Raw genomic sequence first — 16,369 nt, forward strand, 5'->3', positions numbered from 1 at the left:
GGAGTGGCCAAGGAGCAGCCACCACCCCTCGCACACCAACTGGCGCAAGAGCAGCCACAGCGGCGGTGAGGGCGGCCAACGCGTCGAGTTGGCCGGGCTTGGGCGCGGCGTCGGTGTGCGCGACGGCAAGGACCCCGACGGGCCCGTCCTCCACATCACGCGTCGAGCACCGGCTGTTGTGGCGGGTCCCGTCACGGGGCAATCGGGTTGAGACCCTCGGGCCGATGGAGCCGGGCCTACGCATCTCCAGTTAGATCATTAGCCCTTCGGGGGTGGCGGCTACGGTCACCCCTTTGGCAAATGCACGGGCGCCCGGGCGCGGGCAGGCACGGCCTTCTGTTCAAACTCGGCATCGACAAGAAAGTAGGCGGCCGCTCGGGGTTCCCTGTCATTGTGCGGGCGGGGCGAGTGGCTGATGTTCGAACTTTGGGCCGCGCGAAGCGCGGGTTGCGGTGCGACCTCAGGCGGCAGCACACCTCTCCCCTATTCACATGGTCGGGCTCCAGAAAAGCTCAACCAACGTGATCGCCACGCTCGGGTGGCCGGCACGTGCGCGCGGTGGGTCAGTTCGGCTCCGCCCAGCCATCCACCAGCAGCAACCCGCCTAGACCCCGACCCACCGTGCCAGGCCACGCACCCACCGTGGGACGAAAGATCCGCCCACCCACCGGCCAGGAAATTGTTGGCCACCTGCGGCCAACCGAAATGTCCGTAATCAGATAATTGCAATCCGTCACCGTCGATATAATCAAGACATGCATTCGATCGTCGCGGATCTAGAGACCGCTTCCACCGCAGAATTGGTGGAAGCGGTAGCCGCGATCGCCACCCACCTCGCCCACCGCCCCGCACCCGACTCCGGGTCCGCTTGCATGGAGCTGGCCGAAGGCCTGGCGCGCGCGTTCGACCAAGGCGAATCCGCATTGGCCGCGATGATCGCAGTAGTGGACCGCACCGGCGAAATGAAAAACTGGGGGCTGCCGTCCGCCCAGGCGTGGCTGCGCTGCCGTCTGGGGATGCGGGAAGGCCGCGCCAAAGAGCGCATCACCCTGGCCCGCCAGTTGCCACGCTTGGAGCGGGTGAGTAAGGACCTGGCCAGCGGTGACCTTTCGCTCGGCTACGCGGCTACGGTCGCCGACGCCGTGCAGCGGTTGAACGATGAGGACTGCGCGGCCGCCGAGGACATCCTGTTGAACGCCGCCAACGACGGGCTGTCGGCGGGCAAGGTCGCCCGGCTCGGCCGCAAAATCCACGACCTGGTCTCCGAAGCCGACGGCACCGAGAAGGCCCCCGAAGACGTTCAACGCGGCTACGAACGCTCCTGGTTGACGTTGAGCCGGTCGTTGGATGGTGGGTCGTATGTGAACGGGTGGCTCAACCCCGAAGACACCGCCATCCTGGACGGCACCCTCGGCCCGCTGACCAAACCAGCCGGGACCGACGACCGGCGAGACCTGGGCGAGCGGACCGCCGCCGCCCTCACCACCGTGTTGTCACACGGCCATAAGGACACCCGCGTCACCGTCATCGCCAACCTCGAAACGCTGATGGGCGAGGACGTGCCCGGTTGGCTGCGGGACGGCACCCCCATCCCGGCCGAGCAGGTGCGGCGGCTGGCGCTCACCGCCGGAGTCTCACCGCTGCTCCTGGGGCCGGGCAGCGTGCCGCTCTACCTGGGCCACACCACCCGCATCGCCAGCCCAGGCCAACGCCGCGTCCTGGAAACCCAATACGACACCTGCGCCGTACGCGGCTGTGAGGTGCCGGGCTTCCTCTGCGAAGTCGACCACGTCAACGGATGGGCACTGGGCAACAGCCCCACCGACATCAACAAACTCGCGCTGTGCTGCGGATGGCACAACCGGTGGAAGCACACCCACCCGGCACAGATGAAGATCACCAAAGACCGGCACGGGCGGTACGTCTACCAGACACTGCCACCCGGCGGGATCGCACGATCCAGACGCGGCAGATGGCCGACTGGACGATCACCCGACCCGGGCGACACCCCCTGGGGCGACCACCACCTCGCAGCCTGAACCAGCCTCACGGCCCGGTGGCCATCACACCACCGGGCCTACAGGCACGCCCACAGGTCCCAGGTGACCACAGCCGACGGGCCCGATGGGCACGAGCGAACCGCGACCGGCTTTCCTGATTCGGGCGGGCCCTGGGGACTTGGGTACGGTGATCAAGATCGTGTCCGAGCGTCGGCGATTTGGGTTGGTGGAGGCGTGGCGCTGCTCAAGGAGCCGGTGTCTCACCAGCTGCGGTTCCCGCGGTTCTACCTTCACTGGCACACGACCGCGTCCTTTCCTCGCATCTACGGCGAGATCGATGTGCACGCCCTGCTCGATGTTGTCGAGGGGCGGGCGTATCCGGACCTTTTCTCCCAGCGGCGCACGCGGTTGCAGCGCCGGTTCCTGTCCGAGCTGCGGTGCATGGCTGGATCTCGGGGCTCGGGGCGTGGCCAGTTGACTTTCCTGCGCGTCGCGCACGGCTGGCAGTGCCTGTTCGCGGATGTCGCGCTGGGGAAGCCCGGTTTCCGGGACATCGTGAAGAACCTGCGCACCATGCCGGAGGTCTTCCCCGGCCTGTTCACTGCCTGCGATCACGCACCGCTGGAGGAACGGCTGGCCGCACGAACGTAGGAGCCGCGATCATCAGACCACGGTGACCCTGGCTGATCTTGGACCGATTCCTTTGGGGTGGTTCGGGAGTCTCAACATGGTCGGCAGGTGAGCGAGGAGGGGACTGTGGGCGAGGACGTGGTGAGGGCGGCGCTGGCGGGGGACGAGGCTGCTTTCGGGGAGCTGGCGGAGCGGCATCGGTGGGAGTTGCGGGTGCACTGCTACCGGATGCTGGGGTCGTACGACGACGCCGAGGACATCGTTCAGGAGACGTTCCTCAAGGCGTGGCGGCGGCGGGAGACGTTCGGGGGGCGGTCGACGTTCCGGGCGTGGCTCTACAAGATCGCGACGAACGCGTGCCTCGACCTCATCGAGCGTGACAGGCGGCAGGCGCGGGCCTATCAGGGGCCGCCGCTGGCCGGTGAGGGCGCGGCGCCGTCCGATGTTCCCTGGCTCCAGCCGGTGCCGGACCGGGCGCTGGTCCCCGTGGAGGATCCCGCGGCGGCGGCGGTCGCGAGGGAGACGATCGAGCTGGCGTTCCTGGTGGCGATCCAGCGGCTGCCCGCGCGGCAGCGGGCCGTGCTGATCACCAGGGACGTGCTGGGGTGGCCGGCCAACGAGACGGCCGCGCTCCTGGAGACCAGCGTCGCGTCGGTCAAGAGCGCCCTGCAGCGGGCCCGCGCGACGCTCAAGGAGCACCTGCCGCCGAGCCGCGAGGAGTGGAGCAGGAACGAGCCCGAGGCGGACGAGCAGGCCATGCTCGAACGTTACGTCCAGGCGCACCAGCGGGCCGACCTCGACGCCCTCGCCGCCCTGCTGGCCGAGGACGTCCAGATGACGATGCCGCCGCACCCGGCCTGGCTCGTCGGACGGGACGCGCTGCTCGGGTTCAGCGCGCAGGTCTTCGACCCCGCCTCGGACTGGTACCACGGGGAGTGGCGCAGCGTGGTCACCCGGGCCAACCTCCAGCCCGCCGTCGCGCACTACGTCCAGCGCCCTTCGGCCGACGAGACCAGGGAACTGCCCGGGGCGTTCCGAGCGCAGGTGCTGGACGTGCTCCGGATCGAGGACGGGCGCGTCACCATGATCACCTCGTTCGAGCCGCGTCGCTTCGCCGCGTTCGGCCTGCCGCTGGTCCTGGCGTGACCCCGGGACTTCACCGCCGCGAGGTCGTCCTGTCCGGCGGCGAGACTCGTCCCTACGACCCCGCCGCCTGGCATGACGCCCTCGTGCTGGTGGCACGCGGCGAGGTCGAGCTCCTGACGGTCCACGGGGAGCGCCGGCGTTTCGGTGCGGGCGCCGTCCTCTGCTTCACCGGCCTGCCCCTGCGTTCCCTGTGCAATCCGGGCCCGGGACAGACCACATTGGTCGCGATCTCCCGCCGCGCGACCGATTCCTTTTCCACCGGGGTGCCGTCCCACAGCCAGGTACGCGGCGGCAACCCCGAAACGGAGCCCTCATGACGAACACCCGGCGGACGGTCACCTCCCTGGACGGCACCACCATCGCCTTCGAGCAGGCGGGCACCGGCCCCGCCGTCATCCTCGTGGCCTCCGCGCTGGCCGACCGGTCCGACACCGCCAAGCTCGCCCGGCTGCTCGCGCCGCGCTTCACGGTGATCAACTACGACCGGCGGGGCCGGGGAGCGAGCGGCGACGCGACGGCCTACGCGGTCGAACGAGAGATCGAGGACATCCACGCGCTGATCGACCACGCGGGCGGCTCGGCGTCCCTCTTCGGCAGCTCGTCCGGCGCGGTCCTGGCCCTGCGGGCCGCCGCCGAACCGAACGTCGAACGTCTGGCGCTCTACGAGCCGCCCTTCGCGGTCACGCCCGGCGGTTTCGGCCCCCCGCCCGGCTTCGCGCGGCACATCGCGTCCCTGCTCGCCGAGGACGACCGGGGCCGGGCGGTCACGTACTTCATGACCGAGGCCCAGGGCATGCCCGCGTTCATGGTGAACGCGATGCGCCTCGTTCCGGGCCCGTGGTCCAAGCTCAAGGCGATGGCGCACACGCTCCCCTACGACATCGCCGTGATGGGCGACACGCAGCAGGGCAAGCCGCTGGCCCCCGACCCCTGGTCGAAGGTCACCGCGCCGGCTCTCGTCCTGACCGGCGGCAAGAGCCCCACGGGCTTTCACGACGCGGCGCGGGCCCTCACCGGGATCCTGCCCGACGCCCGCCACCGCACCCTGCCGGGTCTCCATCACGGCGCGGTCGTCATGGCTCCGAAGAAGCTCGCCCCGGCCCTCGCCGACTTCCTGGCCCCCTGAGGGGCGGTCAGGGCCGGCAGACCCGTTCGACGAGAACCTGCCAGCTGTCGGCCAGGCGCTCGTCGGCCGGGGACTCCTCCGTCATCGCCACGTACAGCAGCAGCGGCCCCTCCAGCGCGGCCGTCAGCTGCGTGGCCAGGGTGTCGAGGTCGGCGACGTCCAGGCCGGCCTGCCCCAGCAGCATGCGGATGTGCAGCGCGGACATGCTCGTCTCCGCCGGGATCGGCCGGGTGCGGTCCAGCGCGGCACGCAGGATCGCGTGGTGCTCGAAGAGGAAGTCCACCCGTTCGCGGCCGTAGGCGACCAGCCGTTCGACCGGCCCCGCGCCCGGCCCCAGCGGCGGCGGGCCGGACAGCACCCGCACCTGGAACGCCCGCTCGGTGTCGTCCATCAGCGCGGCGAAGATCCCCGCGCGGGTGCCGAAGCGCCGGAAGACCGTGCCCTTGCCGAGCCCGGCCCGCTCGGCCAGGCCGTCCATGGTCACCTTCTCCGCGCCCAGCTCGGCGAGCATCTCGCGCGCCACCGCCAGCAGGTGCTCGCGGTTGCGGGCCGCGTCGGCGCGCTCGCCGCGGGGCCTGCCGAACGGCACGGGAGAAGGGTCCACGCGATCCAACCTATCGGGCGGAATACTAAGCGGGGTAAAGTCCGTTTATGCTCGCGAGGTGGCCGCACAGCGCGGCCGCGGACTGGAGATGACCATGAGCTTGTTCCGGCTGGACGCCAGCATCCTTCCCGGCACGTCCGCCAGCGCGGAGATCGCCGACATCGTGGAGGCGGAGTGGGCCTCGGCACGCCCCGAGGCTCCCGTCGTACGCCGTCACCTGGGCACCGACCCGCTGCCCGCCGACGCCTGGACCCTGGCCACCACCGCAGGCTTCACGCCCGAACCCGACCGCTCCCCCGAGCAGGCCGAGGCCCTCTCCCTCGCCGCCGCCCTGGCCGCCGAACTGGACGCCGCCGACGCCGTCGTGCTGGCCGTGCCGCTCTACAACTACGGGATCTCCCAGCACTTCAAGACCTGGGTCGACCTGGTCATCACCGGGGCGGGCGCCGGCACCCCGGTGCTCAAGGGCAAGCCCACCGTCCTCGCCACCGTGCGCGGCGGCGGCTACGGGCCCGGCACGCCCCGCGAGGGCTGGGACCACTCCACGCCCTACCTCCGGCGCGTTCTCGACGACATGTGGCAGGCCGACCTCACGATCATCGAGCGCGAGCTCACCCTCGCCGCCACCACTCCCGGCATGGAGGCCCTCCGCGACCAGGCCGCCGACCTGCACTCCGAGGCCCTGAACACCGCCCGCGACACCGCCCGCGGGCTCGCCGCCCGCTAGGCACGGCGCCCCGCCGTTCACCGTGGTCCGGCGGACATGGCCCCCTGGACGGTGATCACCCGGGGTGATCGGGGAATGCTGACAGCGTGACGGGGGACGATCGGCGCACGCTGGGCCGGTGGGAGCAGGCGACGCAGTGGCCCTTGATGGTCGCGGCGGCGCTCTTCTTCGCGGCGTACGCGGTGCCGGTGCTCGACCCGGACCTCTCCCGCGACCAGCGGCGCTTCTGGGTGGCGGTGACGCTGGCGACCTGGCTGGTGTTCATCGCCGACTACGCCGTCCGGCTGCGGCTGGCACCGGACCGGCGCGCGTTCCTGCGCCGGCACCTGCTCGACGTGTTCGTCCTGGCCCTGCCCCTGCTGCGCCCGCTCACGCTCGTCCGGGCGCTGCACTCCCTGCCCTGGCTGCGGCGCGGGCTGGAGGGCAGGGCCATGGCGTACGCGTTCCTCGCCACCCTGATCCTCGGCATCACCGCGAGCCTGGCGGTCCTGTCGGCCGAACGCGGGGCGCCCGGGGCCAACATCGCCACGTTCGGCGACGCCGTCTGGTGGACGGCGACCACCGTGACCTCGGTCGGGTACGGCGACACCTATCCGGTGACGGTGCGCGGGAGGGCGGTCGGGGTCGCCCTGATGTTCGGCGGCGTCGCGCTGGTGGGGGTGGTGACGGCGTCGTTCGCCTCCTGGTTCGTCAGCCACGTGCCGCGGCGCGAATGAGGTCGCGGCCCGTGGCCCCGGTATGCCACGTTTGATCTATGAACGTGCTGCTGTCCGGGATCGTCGGGTCGACCGCGTACGGGCTGGCGACGCCGGAGTCCGACGTCGACCGGCTGGGCGTCTACGCCGCCCCGACCAGGGAGTTCCACGGGCTCCACCTGCCGATCGGCAAGAAGGCCAGCAAGGTCGGCACCGACCCGGACGTCACGCTGCACGAGGCGGGCAAGTGGGCGGGGCTCGCGCTCGGCTGCAACCCGACCGCGACCGAGCTGGTCTGGCTGCCCGACGACCTGTACGAGACGCGCACCGCGCTCGGGGACGACCTGATCGGGATCCGGTCGGCGTTCCTGTCTGCGGGCCGGGTCCGCGACGCCTACCTCGGCTACGCGGTCGCCCAGTTCAAGCGGCTCGACAACCGCGGCGACGGCTCGTTCAGCGCCGACACCCGCAAGCGCACGGCCAAGCACGCGCGCCACCTCTACCGGCTGGTCAGCCAGGGCGAGGCGCTCTACGCGACCGGGCACCTGCGGATCCGCCTGGACGATCCGGAGAGGTTCCGGTCGTTCGGGGAGCGGGTCGCCGACGGCGCGCTGGACGAGGCGCGCGCGATGCTGGCCGCCGCGGAGGAGCGCATCACCAGGACCAGGACGCCGCTGCCCGACCGCCCCGACGAGGAGACGGTCGAACGCTGGCTGCACTCGGTCCGCGCGGCGTTCTTCTGACCAAACTGATGAAACCCGGACGATTGTCACAGGCGGTTACAGGAGTTCATTGGTTCTCACGGGGAACAAGGTCCGGCAAGCACAGCACCGACGTGCACCGACTACTGGAGGTGTCACACCTCGTGACCAGCACGGAGGACGGACTGGAGGGCCCCGGTCTGTGGGACGCCCACCTGGAGGTCGAGGCCGAGCGCGTGAACGACTGGCTGGTGATCAGGGCGGGCGGTGACGTCGACTTCGTCACGGCCCCGCAGTTGTACGAGCGGATCAAGGATGACGTCGAGTCGGCGAAGTCCGGGGCGAGCGGCGTCCGGCGGATCGTCCTCGACCTGGGCGACGTGCGGTTCATCGACTCGTCGGGGCTGGGGCTGATCGTCAAGCTCTGGAAAGCCGCACGCGCCTACGGCGGCGACTTCGGCATCGCCCGCGCGAAGCCCCACTGCGTGATGCTCATGGAGCGCACCGGACTGGCCGGGCGCATCGTGGTGGCGCCGACCGTGGAGGCGGCGGCGACGCGGCTCCTGCCCGGCAAAGCCGCCGCACGCGCCTTGGCGACGGGTTGAATCCCGCGTCCTGGCCGTCTCGACGCCCGGTCATGAACGGGCCGGGCGTCGAGACGACCAGGGCGGGCGGCCCCGGGCGCGACGTGCTCAGGGCTCAGGCCGCAGGCCCGTCGCCGGGGACCTCGGACTTGCGCAGCACCTCGTGCGCGTGCGTCAGGATGGCCCTTGACCGCGGGAAGTCGGCCAGCCGTTCGTCCAGCAGGTCGAGCGCGGGCAGCAGGCTGTGCGCGGGTACGCCGCGAGCGACGAGGATCCCCGCGGTCCAGAGCAGGAACCCGCTGAACGCCTCGGCCTCGTCCAGATAGAGGGCGGTGCCCAGGAACTCCACGATGAACGCGATGTCCTCGGCGGTGTGCCGGCGCTGCTGGTCGGTGTAGCCGGCCATGTCGGGGAAACGTTCCTCCAGCCCGTCCAGCGTGAAGCGGACCAGCTCGGGAGCCGTCCGCGCCACGTAGGTGTACTCCTGGTCGGTCAGGTGCGGGAGGTCGTCGATCGTCTCGTGGACGGGCACGGGCGCCGACAGCTGCCCGCCGGACAGCCGTTCGGCCGCGGCACGGCCGTTGGACGCCCAGGCGTCGGCGCCCAGCAGCGTCGCGTAGGCGCCGTCACCCCCGTACGCGGCGCCGCCCACCAGGACCGGCGTCCCGGTGGCCTGGCACGCGGTGATGGTCGCGTGCGCGGTGGGCAGCCGGGTGATGATCGAGGACGACAACGCCACGACCTCGGGCCCGGTCTGGTGCAGGTGCGCGATCAGGTGCGGAGTCGGCACCTGGGCGCCCAGGTAGTCGACGTGCCAGCCGCGCAGCCGCAGCACCTCGCTGAGGATGCGCGCGGGCATCGCGTGCCATTCGCCGTCGATGCACGCCACCGTCGCCCGGCGGGCCGCGGCGCCGTCGGCGGGCCGCCGGGCCCGGACGGCGTCGTGGTGCGCCAGCGCGCCGATGACGCGTTCGTTGATCGCGGTCGCGGTGTGCTCCTGCGCGACGGTGATGCGGTTGGCCGCCCACTCGACGCCGACCCGCGCCTGCACGGGCGCGACGACGTCGAGCAGGAACACCTCGGGGTCGACCCCGCCGTCGAGCGCCGCGAGGGCGGCGTCGGCGGCGGCGTACTCGTCTCCGGCCGAGGAGGCGTCCCACAACCTCTCGACCAGGTCGTTCATGCCGGCGTGGGGACCGGCGCCCTGCTCAGTCCCGTTCATGCGGTGAACCTTCCTCGACCATGGCCGCCGACCGCGCTCAGGTGCACCCGGCGTGGCGCGGTGATGGCGATGGTCGCCATGTCGTCGTGGAAGCCGGCCCCCGCCCATTGGGAGGCCAGCATGTGCACCCGCTCGACGACCGCCTCGGGTGGCATCCCGCCGCATCCGGCGAGCTCCCGGCGGAGGCGCGCCTCGCCGAAGAGTTCCTCGCCGAGAGGCCCGCCCCTGGCCTCGGTGATGCCGTCGGTGTAGAGGAGACAGGTGTCGCCCGGCTCCAGGACGACCGTGTCGGTGACCGAGGTGACCTTGTCGAGTGCGCCGATCAGCGAGCCGCGCGTGGCGGCCGCCTCCACCTCTCCGCCGACCCTGATGATCAGGGGCGGCGGGTGCCCGGCGCTGGTCAGCCGCAGCCACACCTGCGGGCCTTGACGCCGGACGGACGCCAGCGCCAGCGTGACGTAGCGCGTGGTGTCGGTGTTGAGCAACACCTCGTTAAGTATGCCGAGCACCCGCTGGTGATCGTCGGCCATTGGCAAGACCGCCTGCAGGGTATTGCGGATCTTGCCGGTGAGAACGGCGGCCTCCAGGCCCTTGCCGCACACGTCGCCCAGCACCACCAGCGCCTCGCCCTCGGGTTCGGCGGCCGGGTGCAGGTCGTAGAAGTCGCCGCCGATGCGTTCCCGCGAGCCCGACGGCCGGTAGCGGGCGGCCAGCTCCACGCCGTCCAGGCGCTGGGTCTTGGGCGGCAGCAGCTCGCGCATCAGCGTGTCGGTGATGGAGGCCTGCTCGGCGTAGAGCCCGGCGGCCGAGATCGCCGCCCCGGCGCGCGCCGCGAAGAGCCGCGCGAACGCCTCCTCGTCCTCGGTGAAACCGCCTCCGCCACCGGCGGGCTCCAGGTCTTCGGCGGGACCGGGCCCGTCGTCGTCGAAGCCGCACGAGGCGCGCCGCCGCACCAGCACCAGCGCCCCGGCCGGGACGCCGTGACCGGGCAGCGCGATCACCACGATCGCGCCGGCCTCGCCGAGCTCGCGGCGGGCGACCCAGCCGGGCGCCGCCGCCGGGTCGATCCACCGCGAGGGCACCGGCGGGAAGCCGCGCAGCGCCTCGGCCAGCCCGGGCAGCGCGGCGGTGTCGACGGCGAGGTACTCGCGCACCGCGACGCCGTCGGGGCCGCAGTAGGTGACCGGATGCCGGCGGCCGAACTTGGGCATGATCACCAAGGCGGCGTCGGCGAGGTGCCGGGCGGCCAGCCGCGCCGTCACCTCCATGCAGCGTTCGAGGTTGAGCGAGGACAGCAGCTCGTTGGACGCCTCGCGCAGGACGAGCGCGCGGGCGCGTTCGACGGCGAGCCGGTCGGCCAGCCGCTGCGCCTCGGTGACGTCGGACAACCACCAGACCGTGTGGCCCCCGGAATCCGCGGCGGTGCGGCACGCCTCGAAGATGCGCGCGCCCGCCACGCCGCGCACCGGCCCGTTCGCGGCCTCCGCGTGCGCCCGCGCCAGCCACCGCGGCTCGGTGAGGGGCTCCCCCGGCCGCACCGGCAACATCAGCCTCGCGACGTCGTTGGCGTGCGCGACGACGCCCGCGGCGTCGACGGAGAGCACGGGATGGGGAGCGTTCTTCCAGTTGGGCTCGGAGGCCAGCTCGTGCAGACCGCCAGAGCCAGGCGTCGGTTCCGTCACTTGCGGGAGCCTGCGGCGGGGCCCTTCCCTCCTCGTGGAGTTGCCGCTCTTGCGGGGTCCTGCACCCTGGCCACTGTAACCTCAGGGCGTTTGTTGCCGTAAGACAACTATTTACGGCTCACACCCTACTCGCGGCTCCGGAGCGGCCGCCGGACCGGTATCTTTCACCCGCTCCCACCCGGCACTGACCTGTAAGGAGACAGGCCGGTCGACCGTTGGCGACGAGCAGCACAGGACTGGTGATGGACACGCAGATGACGGCCCGTGTCGAGGGCGAGGTCCTCGTGATCGCGGTGACGGGGACGATGGCGGCGGACTCGGCCGAGGACGCCGGGGCGCGGATGGCCGCCGACCTTCGCGCGGCGCTCGACCGGGGCCCGGTCGACCTGCTGCTGGATCTGGCGGGGCTCACGTTCATGGACTCGGCGGGTCTGCGCGTGGTTTTGGAGGCCTTCCAGACCGTCACCGGCGCCGGGGGTCGGATGGCGCTGGCCGCGATCCAGCCCAACGTCGCCCGTCTCCTGGACGTGGCCGGGCTGGGCACGCACCTGACCATCTACTCCGGTGCCGACGAGGCCGTGGCCGCCCTCAACCGGCCCCGGCCGCGCTGACATGCCCTCGACAATCACCGTCGATTCTCAGGCCGCCAAGCCCCCCTGACCACGCCATCATCGTCGGACCGGTCACCTGACTGACGAAATCGCCGCGTTCAGGCCTGCGAATTCTGTCAGGTTCCGGTTACGGAGTGCGGTCGCACGGCGTACGCTCGCAGACGCACCCAGGTCTTGCACGGTTCACACTCGAGCCTGGTTCGGGAGACCGGCATGATTAGCCCCTACGTACGTCGCCGTCGGCTGGCCACCGAGCTCCGCGCCCTCAGGGAGGACGCCGGGCTCACGCACGAGCAGCTCGCCAGAAAGATCGGCGAGGCTCGCACGAAGCTCAGCCGGCTCGAGAACGGTCACATCGCGCCCGATCAGAACGACATCATCAAGCTCCTCGACGTGCTCGAGGTCGACGGCGAGCGGTGGACGAAGATCGTCACCATCGCCCAGGAGGCCGCCGCCAAGGGCTGGTGGGAGTCGGACGTCCGCGCGATGGGCGAACGGCAGGCGCTGTACGCCAACCTCGAGGCCGGGGCCGTCACCATCCGCGAATATCAGCAGACCTACCTGCCGGGCCTGCTCCAGATCCCCGAGTTCACCCGGGCCGCCGCCGAGGCGCTCAACTCGCTGCGGCCCGAGCGAAGCGACGTCCGGGGAGTCATCAAGGGCCGGGCCGGCCGCCAGCGCATGCTGCGCAGGCCCGGCGGCCCCACCTACCAAGTGATCGTCGATGAGCTGGCGGTGCGCCGCCCCGCCGCCCCGCCCGCCGTCACCCGTGCCCAGTTCGAGCATCTGGTGCGGCACACGGCCGAGTCGCCGCGCGTCTCGTTGCGGATGTTGCCGGTGGACGCCCTGATCACCGGCTACTCACTGCCCGGCTCGACCTTCTCCGTCTACACCTACGCCGACCCCGACGACCCGACGGTGGTCGCACTCGAGACCGTCGACGCCGACCTCGTGCTCACCGAGCCCGAGCAGGTGGCGCCGTACGAGGAGTTGTACCAGCGGCTGCGCGACGCGGCCCTCAGCGAGGAAGAGAGCCTCAACCTACTCACCCAGGCGGCAAAGGAGCTGCCCGACCATACGGAGGAACAATGATCTCCGATCGATTCGGCGCCTGGCGCACCGCCAGCCGCAGCGGCGGCGGCAACTGCGTGGAGGTGGCCGGCGTGCCCGACATCGTCGCCGTCCGCGACTCCAAGGACCGGATCGGCCCGCGGCTGGAGTTCAGCACGGTCGAGTGGGCCGCCTTCCTGTCCGACGCCAAGCGAGGCGCCTTCGACAGGCACTGAACAGGCACTGAACAGGCGCTCAACAGCACTGACCGGCGCCGACCGGCACTGATCGGTGCACGAAGGGCCGGGATCCTCCGGGGGGACGGATCCCGGCCCTTCGTCATGCATGTCACCGATACGTGAGAGTGAGCATGAAGTTACGGAAAGTCCTTGTGATCTAGCGTGAGCGGGGGGACACTGGGCGCAATCATCTCGACTGCACAGTTGAGATCCCTGAACAGAAGTCGATCTGGCCCGGTGAGGCAGCGCCTCCCCATGAACCCCGCGGCGGTGCGGAGCGGAGGACCCGCGCCGCCGCGGGCTCCCGCGCGCGACCCCAGGAGCGGCACATGACCGACCACACGGTGAGCCTCGCCCAACTGACCGGCAGGTTCCCGCACTGGCTGATCTGGCACGGGCGGTCGACCGGGTTGTGGTCCGCCCTCCCGCCCCGCGACCTGCCCGCCCTGCGGCTGATCCAGTCGGCCTCGCTGGACGACCTCGCCACCCGCATCGCACACGCGCTGAGCGGCCGCACGCTCCAGGCGCCGCCCGTCGGAGCGAGCGCCACCTGGCGCCTGGACGAGGACTCCTGGCCGGTCCGGGCGGGTCGCCGCGCCGTCGCCGACGCCCTCGACGCCTGGCGGCTCGGCCGCTGGCGCGACGACGCGCTGACGGTCACGTCCGAACTGGTCACCAACGCGGTCAGTCACGGTAGCCCGCCCATCACGCTCACGCTCGCCGTCACGACGAACGGGCATGGCGCCGTCCCCGAGCTCCTGGTCGAGGTGACCGACGGCTCCCCCGACCCGCCGGTCAGGCGCCCGCCCGGCGACGACGGCGGGTTCGGCCTGACCGTCATCAACGCCTACGCCGACGTCACGGTCACCCCGCACCGCGGCGGCAAGGCCGTCCGGGCCCGCCTGCCCGAGCCGCCCGCCGCCTGAACGCACCCCGCCCCGCCTGAACGCACGCCCGCGGGCGGATGGGTCGTTGATCGTGCATCGAGCCTGGTCAATAGGATGGTGACCATGGCTTGGACGCGATATGTGGCGATCGGTGACTCGTTCACCGAAGGACTCGGTGACCACTACCCGGACGGCGGCCCGCGCGGCTGGGCCGACCGCCTCGCCGAGGGGCTGGCGGCCGACGCCGACGGCGTCTCCTACGCCAACCTCGCGATCCGCGGCCGGCTCCTCGACCCCATCCTCCACGAGCAGCTGCCCGCCGCGCTCTCCCTCGAACCCGACCTGGTCTCGATGTCGGGCGGCGGCAACGACATGCTCCGGCCCGGCGCCGACACCGGCGCGCTCGTCGCCAAGCTGGACGACGCGGTGGCGCGGGTCCGCGCCACCGGCGCCGACGTGCTGCTGTTCACCGCGGTCGACCCGGTCGGGTCACCGGTGATCCGGCTGACCCGGTCGCGGGTCGAGGCGTTCAGCGACCAGATCCGGCTGATCGCCGCCAGGCACGGCGCGTACGTCGTCGACCAGTGGCAGATGGACGTGCTCAGCGACTGGCGGATGTGGACCGTCGACCGCCTGCACATGTCGCCCGCCGGCCACCGCCGGGTGGCGCTGGCCGCGCTCGAGACGCTGGGAGTGAAGGCCGACGACTGGCGCGGCCCGGCGCTGGCGCCGCTGCCCGAGCTCAGCCGGGGCGCGCGGGCGTTGTGGAACGCGCGCTGGGCGCGCGGCTACCTGGCCCCGTGGGTCGGCCGCCGTCTCCGCGGCAGGTCGTCCGGTGACCAGATCACGGCAAAGCGCCCGGTTCTCGCACCCGTGGTCGCCCACTCCGAGTGACAGGATCGTCGCGTACCGCACGCGACGAAAGGCGACCATGCGACTGTTCGGGAGTGCCCTGCTCAGGAACGCGACCCTCACGGCGACGGCGGCGGGAGCCGTCCTCGGGCTCGTCGCGGCCCCGGCCATCGCCTGTCCGGAGCCGCACGAGGTCGAGGGCCCGACCTTCACCTACGACGCCGCGTACGCCACGGCCAAGACCAGGGTCGCCGTGATCGGGAACGCGGGGCGGACGACCGTGCGGCTGGCGGTGTCAGGGCTGCCCGCGTCCGCCGCGGGGAAGACGCTCGGCGCCCACGTCCACACCCGCGCGTGCGGGCCGGACGCCGCCGACGCGGGCCCGCACTACCAGGCCCCCGGCGCCGCGCCCGGCACTCCGCTGCACGACAGGGAGATCTGGCTGGCGCTCGACGTCGGCGAGGACGGCGGCGCCGACGCCGAGGCCCAGGTCCCCTGGACGGTCGCCGAGGGCGCCGCGGGCTCGGTCGTCGTGCACGCCGGGCCGACCGACCACCGGACCGGCGACGCCGGCGCCCGCCTGCTCTGCACGACGGTCCCGTTCGGCGGCCACTGAGGCGCGGCCCGGGAGCGCGGGAAGGCCGCGCCCTACGCGGACAAGACCGCGCCTTACGTGGACAGGGCCGCGCCCTACGCGGATTTGCGGGTGCGCGGCTTGGCGGCGGTCTTCTTGGCCGCGGTCTTCTTGGCGGCCGTCTTCTTCGCCGCCGTCTTCTTGGCGGCGGTCTTGCGGGCGGCCGGCTTGTCGTCGCCGCCCTTCTCGCCACGGCTCTTCTTGGCGGCCTCGACGCTGGCGCGCAGGGCGCTCAGCAGGTCGGCGGCGGGCTCCTCGCCCTCCTCGACCTCCGGCTTGGTGACCTCGCGGCCCTCGACCTTGGCGTCGATGACCGCCTGGAGCGCCTCGCGGTAGGCGTCCTTGTACTCCGTCGGGTCGAACTCGCCCTCCATGGTCTCGATCAGCGAGGTGGCCATCGTGAGCTCCTGCTTGCGGATCTCGATGTCCTCCTCCAGGAACGGGAAGGCGGCCTCGCGGATCTCGTCCGGCCACAACATGGTCTCCAGGACGAAGACGCCCTCGCGGACCCGCAGCGTGGCCAGCGACTCGCGCTGGCGCAGCGCGACCTTGACGATCGCGACCTGGCCGGACGCCTCGAGGGCCTCGCGCAGCAGCACGTAGGGCTTGGCGCCGGTGCCGTCGGGCTCCAGGTAGTAGGTCTTGTTGAAGTAGATCGGGTCGACCTGGTCGACCTCGACGAACTGGAGGACGTCGATGCGGCGGCTCGTTGACAGCGGAAGGTCGGCGAAGTCCTCGTCGGTGAGCACGACGATCTCGCCGCCGGGAAGCTCGTAGCCCTTGGCGATGTCGGAGTAGGGGACCTCTTCGCCGTCGACCGTGCAGACCCGCTTGTATTTGATCCGGCCGCCGTCCTCGCGGTGCACCTGATGGAAGGAGACGTCCCGTTGCTCGGTCGCCGAATACACCTTGACAGGGATCGTGACCAGCCCGAAGGAGATCGCACCCTTCCAGATACTCCGCATGATCTATCCCTACC

20 protein-coding genes are annotated in these 16,369 nt (G+C 71.6%); 16 read left to right on the forward strand and 4 right to left on the reverse strand.

Annotated elements, in window-relative coordinates; translation table 11 throughout:
* From ABZ810_RS45735 to ABZ810_RS45760, 6 genes are all read left to right on the forward strand, one after another.
* Positions 1–211 (forward strand): DUF397 domain-containing protein (locus tag ABZ810_RS45735; protein ID WP_358414436.1); only part of this gene is annotated, 211 nt, incomplete at its 5' end.
* 544 nt (positions 212–755) lie between these two features.
* Positions 756–2,039, forward strand: a complete 1,284-nt coding sequence (locus ABZ810_RS45740; protein WP_358414438.1) for a DUF222 domain-containing protein — start codon at positions 756–758, stop codon at positions 2,037–2,039.
* 195 nt (positions 2,040–2,234) lie between these two features.
* Entirely contained in the window at positions 2,235–2,651 is a 417-nt protein-coding gene (locus ABZ810_RS45745; RefSeq protein ID WP_358414441.1) for a hypothetical protein, read from the forward strand.
* A gap of 87 nt (positions 2,652–2,738) precedes the next feature.
* Positions 2,739–3,776 (forward strand): RNA polymerase subunit sigma-70, encoded by a 1,038-nt coding sequence (locus ABZ810_RS45750; RefSeq protein WP_358414444.1) that lies wholly within the window; start codon positions 2,739–2,741, stop codon positions 3,774–3,776.
* The gene (locus ABZ810_RS45755; RefSeq protein WP_358414446.1) at positions 3,773–4,093 is read left to right on the forward strand and encodes a hypothetical protein; all 321 of its coding nucleotides are present in this window, start codon (positions 3,773–3,775) and stop codon (positions 4,091–4,093) included. Before ABZ810_RS45750 ends, ABZ810_RS45755 begins: the two co-directional genes overlap by 4 nt.
* Positions 4,090–4,902, forward strand: a complete 813-nt coding sequence (locus tag ABZ810_RS45760) for an alpha/beta fold hydrolase (protein ID WP_358414449.1) — start codon at positions 4,090–4,092, stop codon at positions 4,900–4,902. Before ABZ810_RS45755 ends, ABZ810_RS45760 begins: the two co-directional genes overlap by 4 nt.
* Before the next feature lie 7 nt (positions 4,903–4,909).
* On the opposite strand, the gene ABZ810_RS45765 is transcribed toward ABZ810_RS45760, so the two are convergent.
* The gene (locus tag ABZ810_RS45765) at positions 4,910–5,506 is read right to left on the reverse strand and encodes a helix-turn-helix domain-containing protein (RefSeq protein WP_358414452.1); all 597 of its coding nucleotides are present in this window, start codon (positions 5,504–5,506) and stop codon (positions 4,910–4,912) included.
* A 58-nt stretch (positions 5,507–5,564) separates the two neighbouring features.
* On the opposite strand from ABZ810_RS45765, the gene ABZ810_RS45770 reads away from it, so the two are divergent.
* The 4 genes from ABZ810_RS45770 (at position 5,565) to ABZ810_RS45785 (ending at position 8,234) form a co-directional block, all read left to right on the forward strand.
* A complete protein-coding gene (locus ABZ810_RS45770) occupies positions 5,565–6,233 on the forward strand; it encodes an NAD(P)H-dependent oxidoreductase (protein WP_358414455.1) in 669 nt (222 codons plus the stop codon).
* 86 nt (positions 6,234–6,319) lie between these two features.
* Positions 6,320–6,949, forward strand: coding sequence for an ion channel (locus tag ABZ810_RS45775; RefSeq protein WP_358414457.1), 630 nt, complete (start codon positions 6,320–6,322; stop codon positions 6,947–6,949).
* A gap of 38 nt (positions 6,950–6,987) precedes the next feature.
* Positions 6,988–7,671: a nucleotidyltransferase domain-containing protein gene (locus ABZ810_RS45780; protein WP_358414460.1), complete on the forward strand. Its 684-nt coding sequence runs from the start codon at positions 6,988–6,990 to the stop codon at positions 7,669–7,671.
* A 122-nt stretch (positions 7,672–7,793) separates the two neighbouring features.
* Complete coding sequence (locus ABZ810_RS45785; protein ID WP_358414463.1) at positions 7,794–8,234, forward strand: STAS domain-containing protein; 441 nt, start codon at positions 7,794–7,796, stop codon at positions 8,232–8,234.
* A gap of 94 nt (positions 8,235–8,328) precedes the next feature.
* Here ABZ810_RS45785 and ABZ810_RS45790 read toward each other — a convergent pair whose 3' ends face one another.
* On the reverse strand, positions 8,329–9,435 hold the full coding sequence (locus ABZ810_RS45790; protein WP_358414466.1) for a cobalamin-dependent protein: 1,107 nt from the start codon (positions 9,433–9,435) through the stop codon (positions 8,329–8,331).
* The gene (locus ABZ810_RS45795) at positions 9,432–11,117 is read right to left on the reverse strand and encodes a PP2C family protein-serine/threonine phosphatase (RefSeq protein WP_358414469.1); all 1,686 of its coding nucleotides are present in this window, start codon (positions 11,115–11,117) and stop codon (positions 9,432–9,434) included. Before ABZ810_RS45795 ends, ABZ810_RS45790 begins: the two co-directional genes overlap by 4 nt.
* 242 nt (positions 11,118–11,359) lie before the next feature.
* Here ABZ810_RS45795 and ABZ810_RS45800 point away from each other — a divergent pair, with 242 nt between their 5' ends.
* The 6 genes from ABZ810_RS45800 (at position 11,360) to ABZ810_RS45825 (ending at position 15,372) form a co-directional block, all read left to right on the forward strand.
* Complete coding sequence (locus tag ABZ810_RS45800; RefSeq protein ID WP_358414472.1) at positions 11,360–11,728, forward strand: STAS domain-containing protein; 369 nt, start codon at positions 11,360–11,362, stop codon at positions 11,726–11,728.
* Between the two features lie 213 nt (positions 11,729–11,941).
* A complete protein-coding gene (locus ABZ810_RS45805) occupies positions 11,942–12,820 on the forward strand; it encodes a helix-turn-helix transcriptional regulator (protein WP_358414475.1) in 879 nt (292 codons plus the stop codon).
* Complete coding sequence (locus ABZ810_RS45810) at positions 12,817–13,014, forward strand: DUF397 domain-containing protein (RefSeq protein ID WP_358414478.1); 198 nt, start codon at positions 12,817–12,819, stop codon at positions 13,012–13,014. Before ABZ810_RS45805 ends, ABZ810_RS45810 begins: the two co-directional genes overlap by 4 nt.
* Before the next feature lie 332 nt (positions 13,015–13,346).
* Positions 13,347–13,943, forward strand: a complete 597-nt coding sequence (locus ABZ810_RS45815) for an ATP-binding protein (protein WP_358414481.1) — start codon at positions 13,347–13,349, stop codon at positions 13,941–13,943.
* A gap of 84 nt (positions 13,944–14,027) precedes the next feature.
* Entirely contained in the window at positions 14,028–14,798 is a 771-nt protein-coding gene (locus tag ABZ810_RS45820; RefSeq protein ID WP_358414484.1) for an SGNH/GDSL hydrolase family protein, read from the forward strand.
* Positions 14,799–14,835: 37 nt separating this feature from the next.
* Positions 14,836–15,372: a superoxide dismutase family protein gene (locus ABZ810_RS45825; RefSeq protein ID WP_358414487.1), complete on the forward strand. Its 537-nt coding sequence runs from the start codon at positions 14,836–14,838 to the stop codon at positions 15,370–15,372.
* A gap of 74 nt (positions 15,373–15,446) precedes the next feature.
* On the opposite strand, the gene ABZ810_RS45830 is transcribed toward ABZ810_RS45825, so the two are convergent.
* Positions 15,447–16,355: a Ku protein gene (locus ABZ810_RS45830; RefSeq protein ID WP_358414490.1), complete on the reverse strand. Its 909-nt coding sequence runs from the start codon at positions 16,353–16,355 to the stop codon at positions 15,447–15,449.
* Positions 16,356–16,369: the final 14 nt, after the last annotated feature.

The sequence above is a fragment of the Spirillospora sp. NPDC047279 genome (assembly GCF_040643285.1).
Classification (GTDB): Bacteria; Actinomycetota; Actinomycetes; order Streptosporangiales; family Streptosporangiaceae; genus Spirillospora.

Coding starts and splice junctions, on each gene's coding strand:
- ABZ810_RS45740 (WP_358414438.1), top strand. CDS start 756: ATGCATTCGATCGTCGCGGATCTAGAGACCGCTTCCACCGCAGAATTG.
- ABZ810_RS45815 (WP_358414481.1), top strand. CDS start 13,347: ATGACCGACCACACGGTGAGCCTCGCCCAACTGACCGGCAGGTTCCCG.
- ABZ810_RS45760 (WP_358414449.1), top strand. CDS start 4,090: ATGACGAACACCCGGCGGACGGTCACCTCCCTGGACGGCACCACCATC.
- ABZ810_RS45790 (WP_358414466.1), bottom strand. CDS start 9,435: ATGAACGGGACTGAGCAGGGCGCCGGTCCCCACGCCGGCATGAACGAC.
- ABZ810_RS45825 (WP_358414487.1), top strand. CDS start 14,836: ATGCGACTGTTCGGGAGTGCCCTGCTCAGGAACGCGACCCTCACGGCG.
- ABZ810_RS45805 (WP_358414475.1), top strand. CDS start 11,942: ATGATTAGCCCCTACGTACGTCGCCGTCGGCTGGCCACCGAGCTCCGC.
- ABZ810_RS45800 (WP_358414472.1), top strand. CDS start 11,360: ATGGACACGCAGATGACGGCCCGTGTCGAGGGCGAGGTCCTCGTGATC.
- ABZ810_RS45810 (WP_358414478.1), top strand. CDS start 12,817: ATGATCTCCGATCGATTCGGCGCCTGGCGCACCGCCAGCCGCAGCGGC.
- ABZ810_RS45830 (WP_358414490.1), bottom strand. CDS start 16,355: ATGCGGAGTATCTGGAAGGGTGCGATCTCCTTCGGGCTGGTCACGATC.
- ABZ810_RS45780 (WP_358414460.1), top strand. CDS start 6,988: ATGAACGTGCTGCTGTCCGGGATCGTCGGGTCGACCGCGTACGGGCTG.
- ABZ810_RS45820 (WP_358414484.1), top strand. CDS start 14,028: ATGGCTTGGACGCGATATGTGGCGATCGGTGACTCGTTCACCGAAGGA.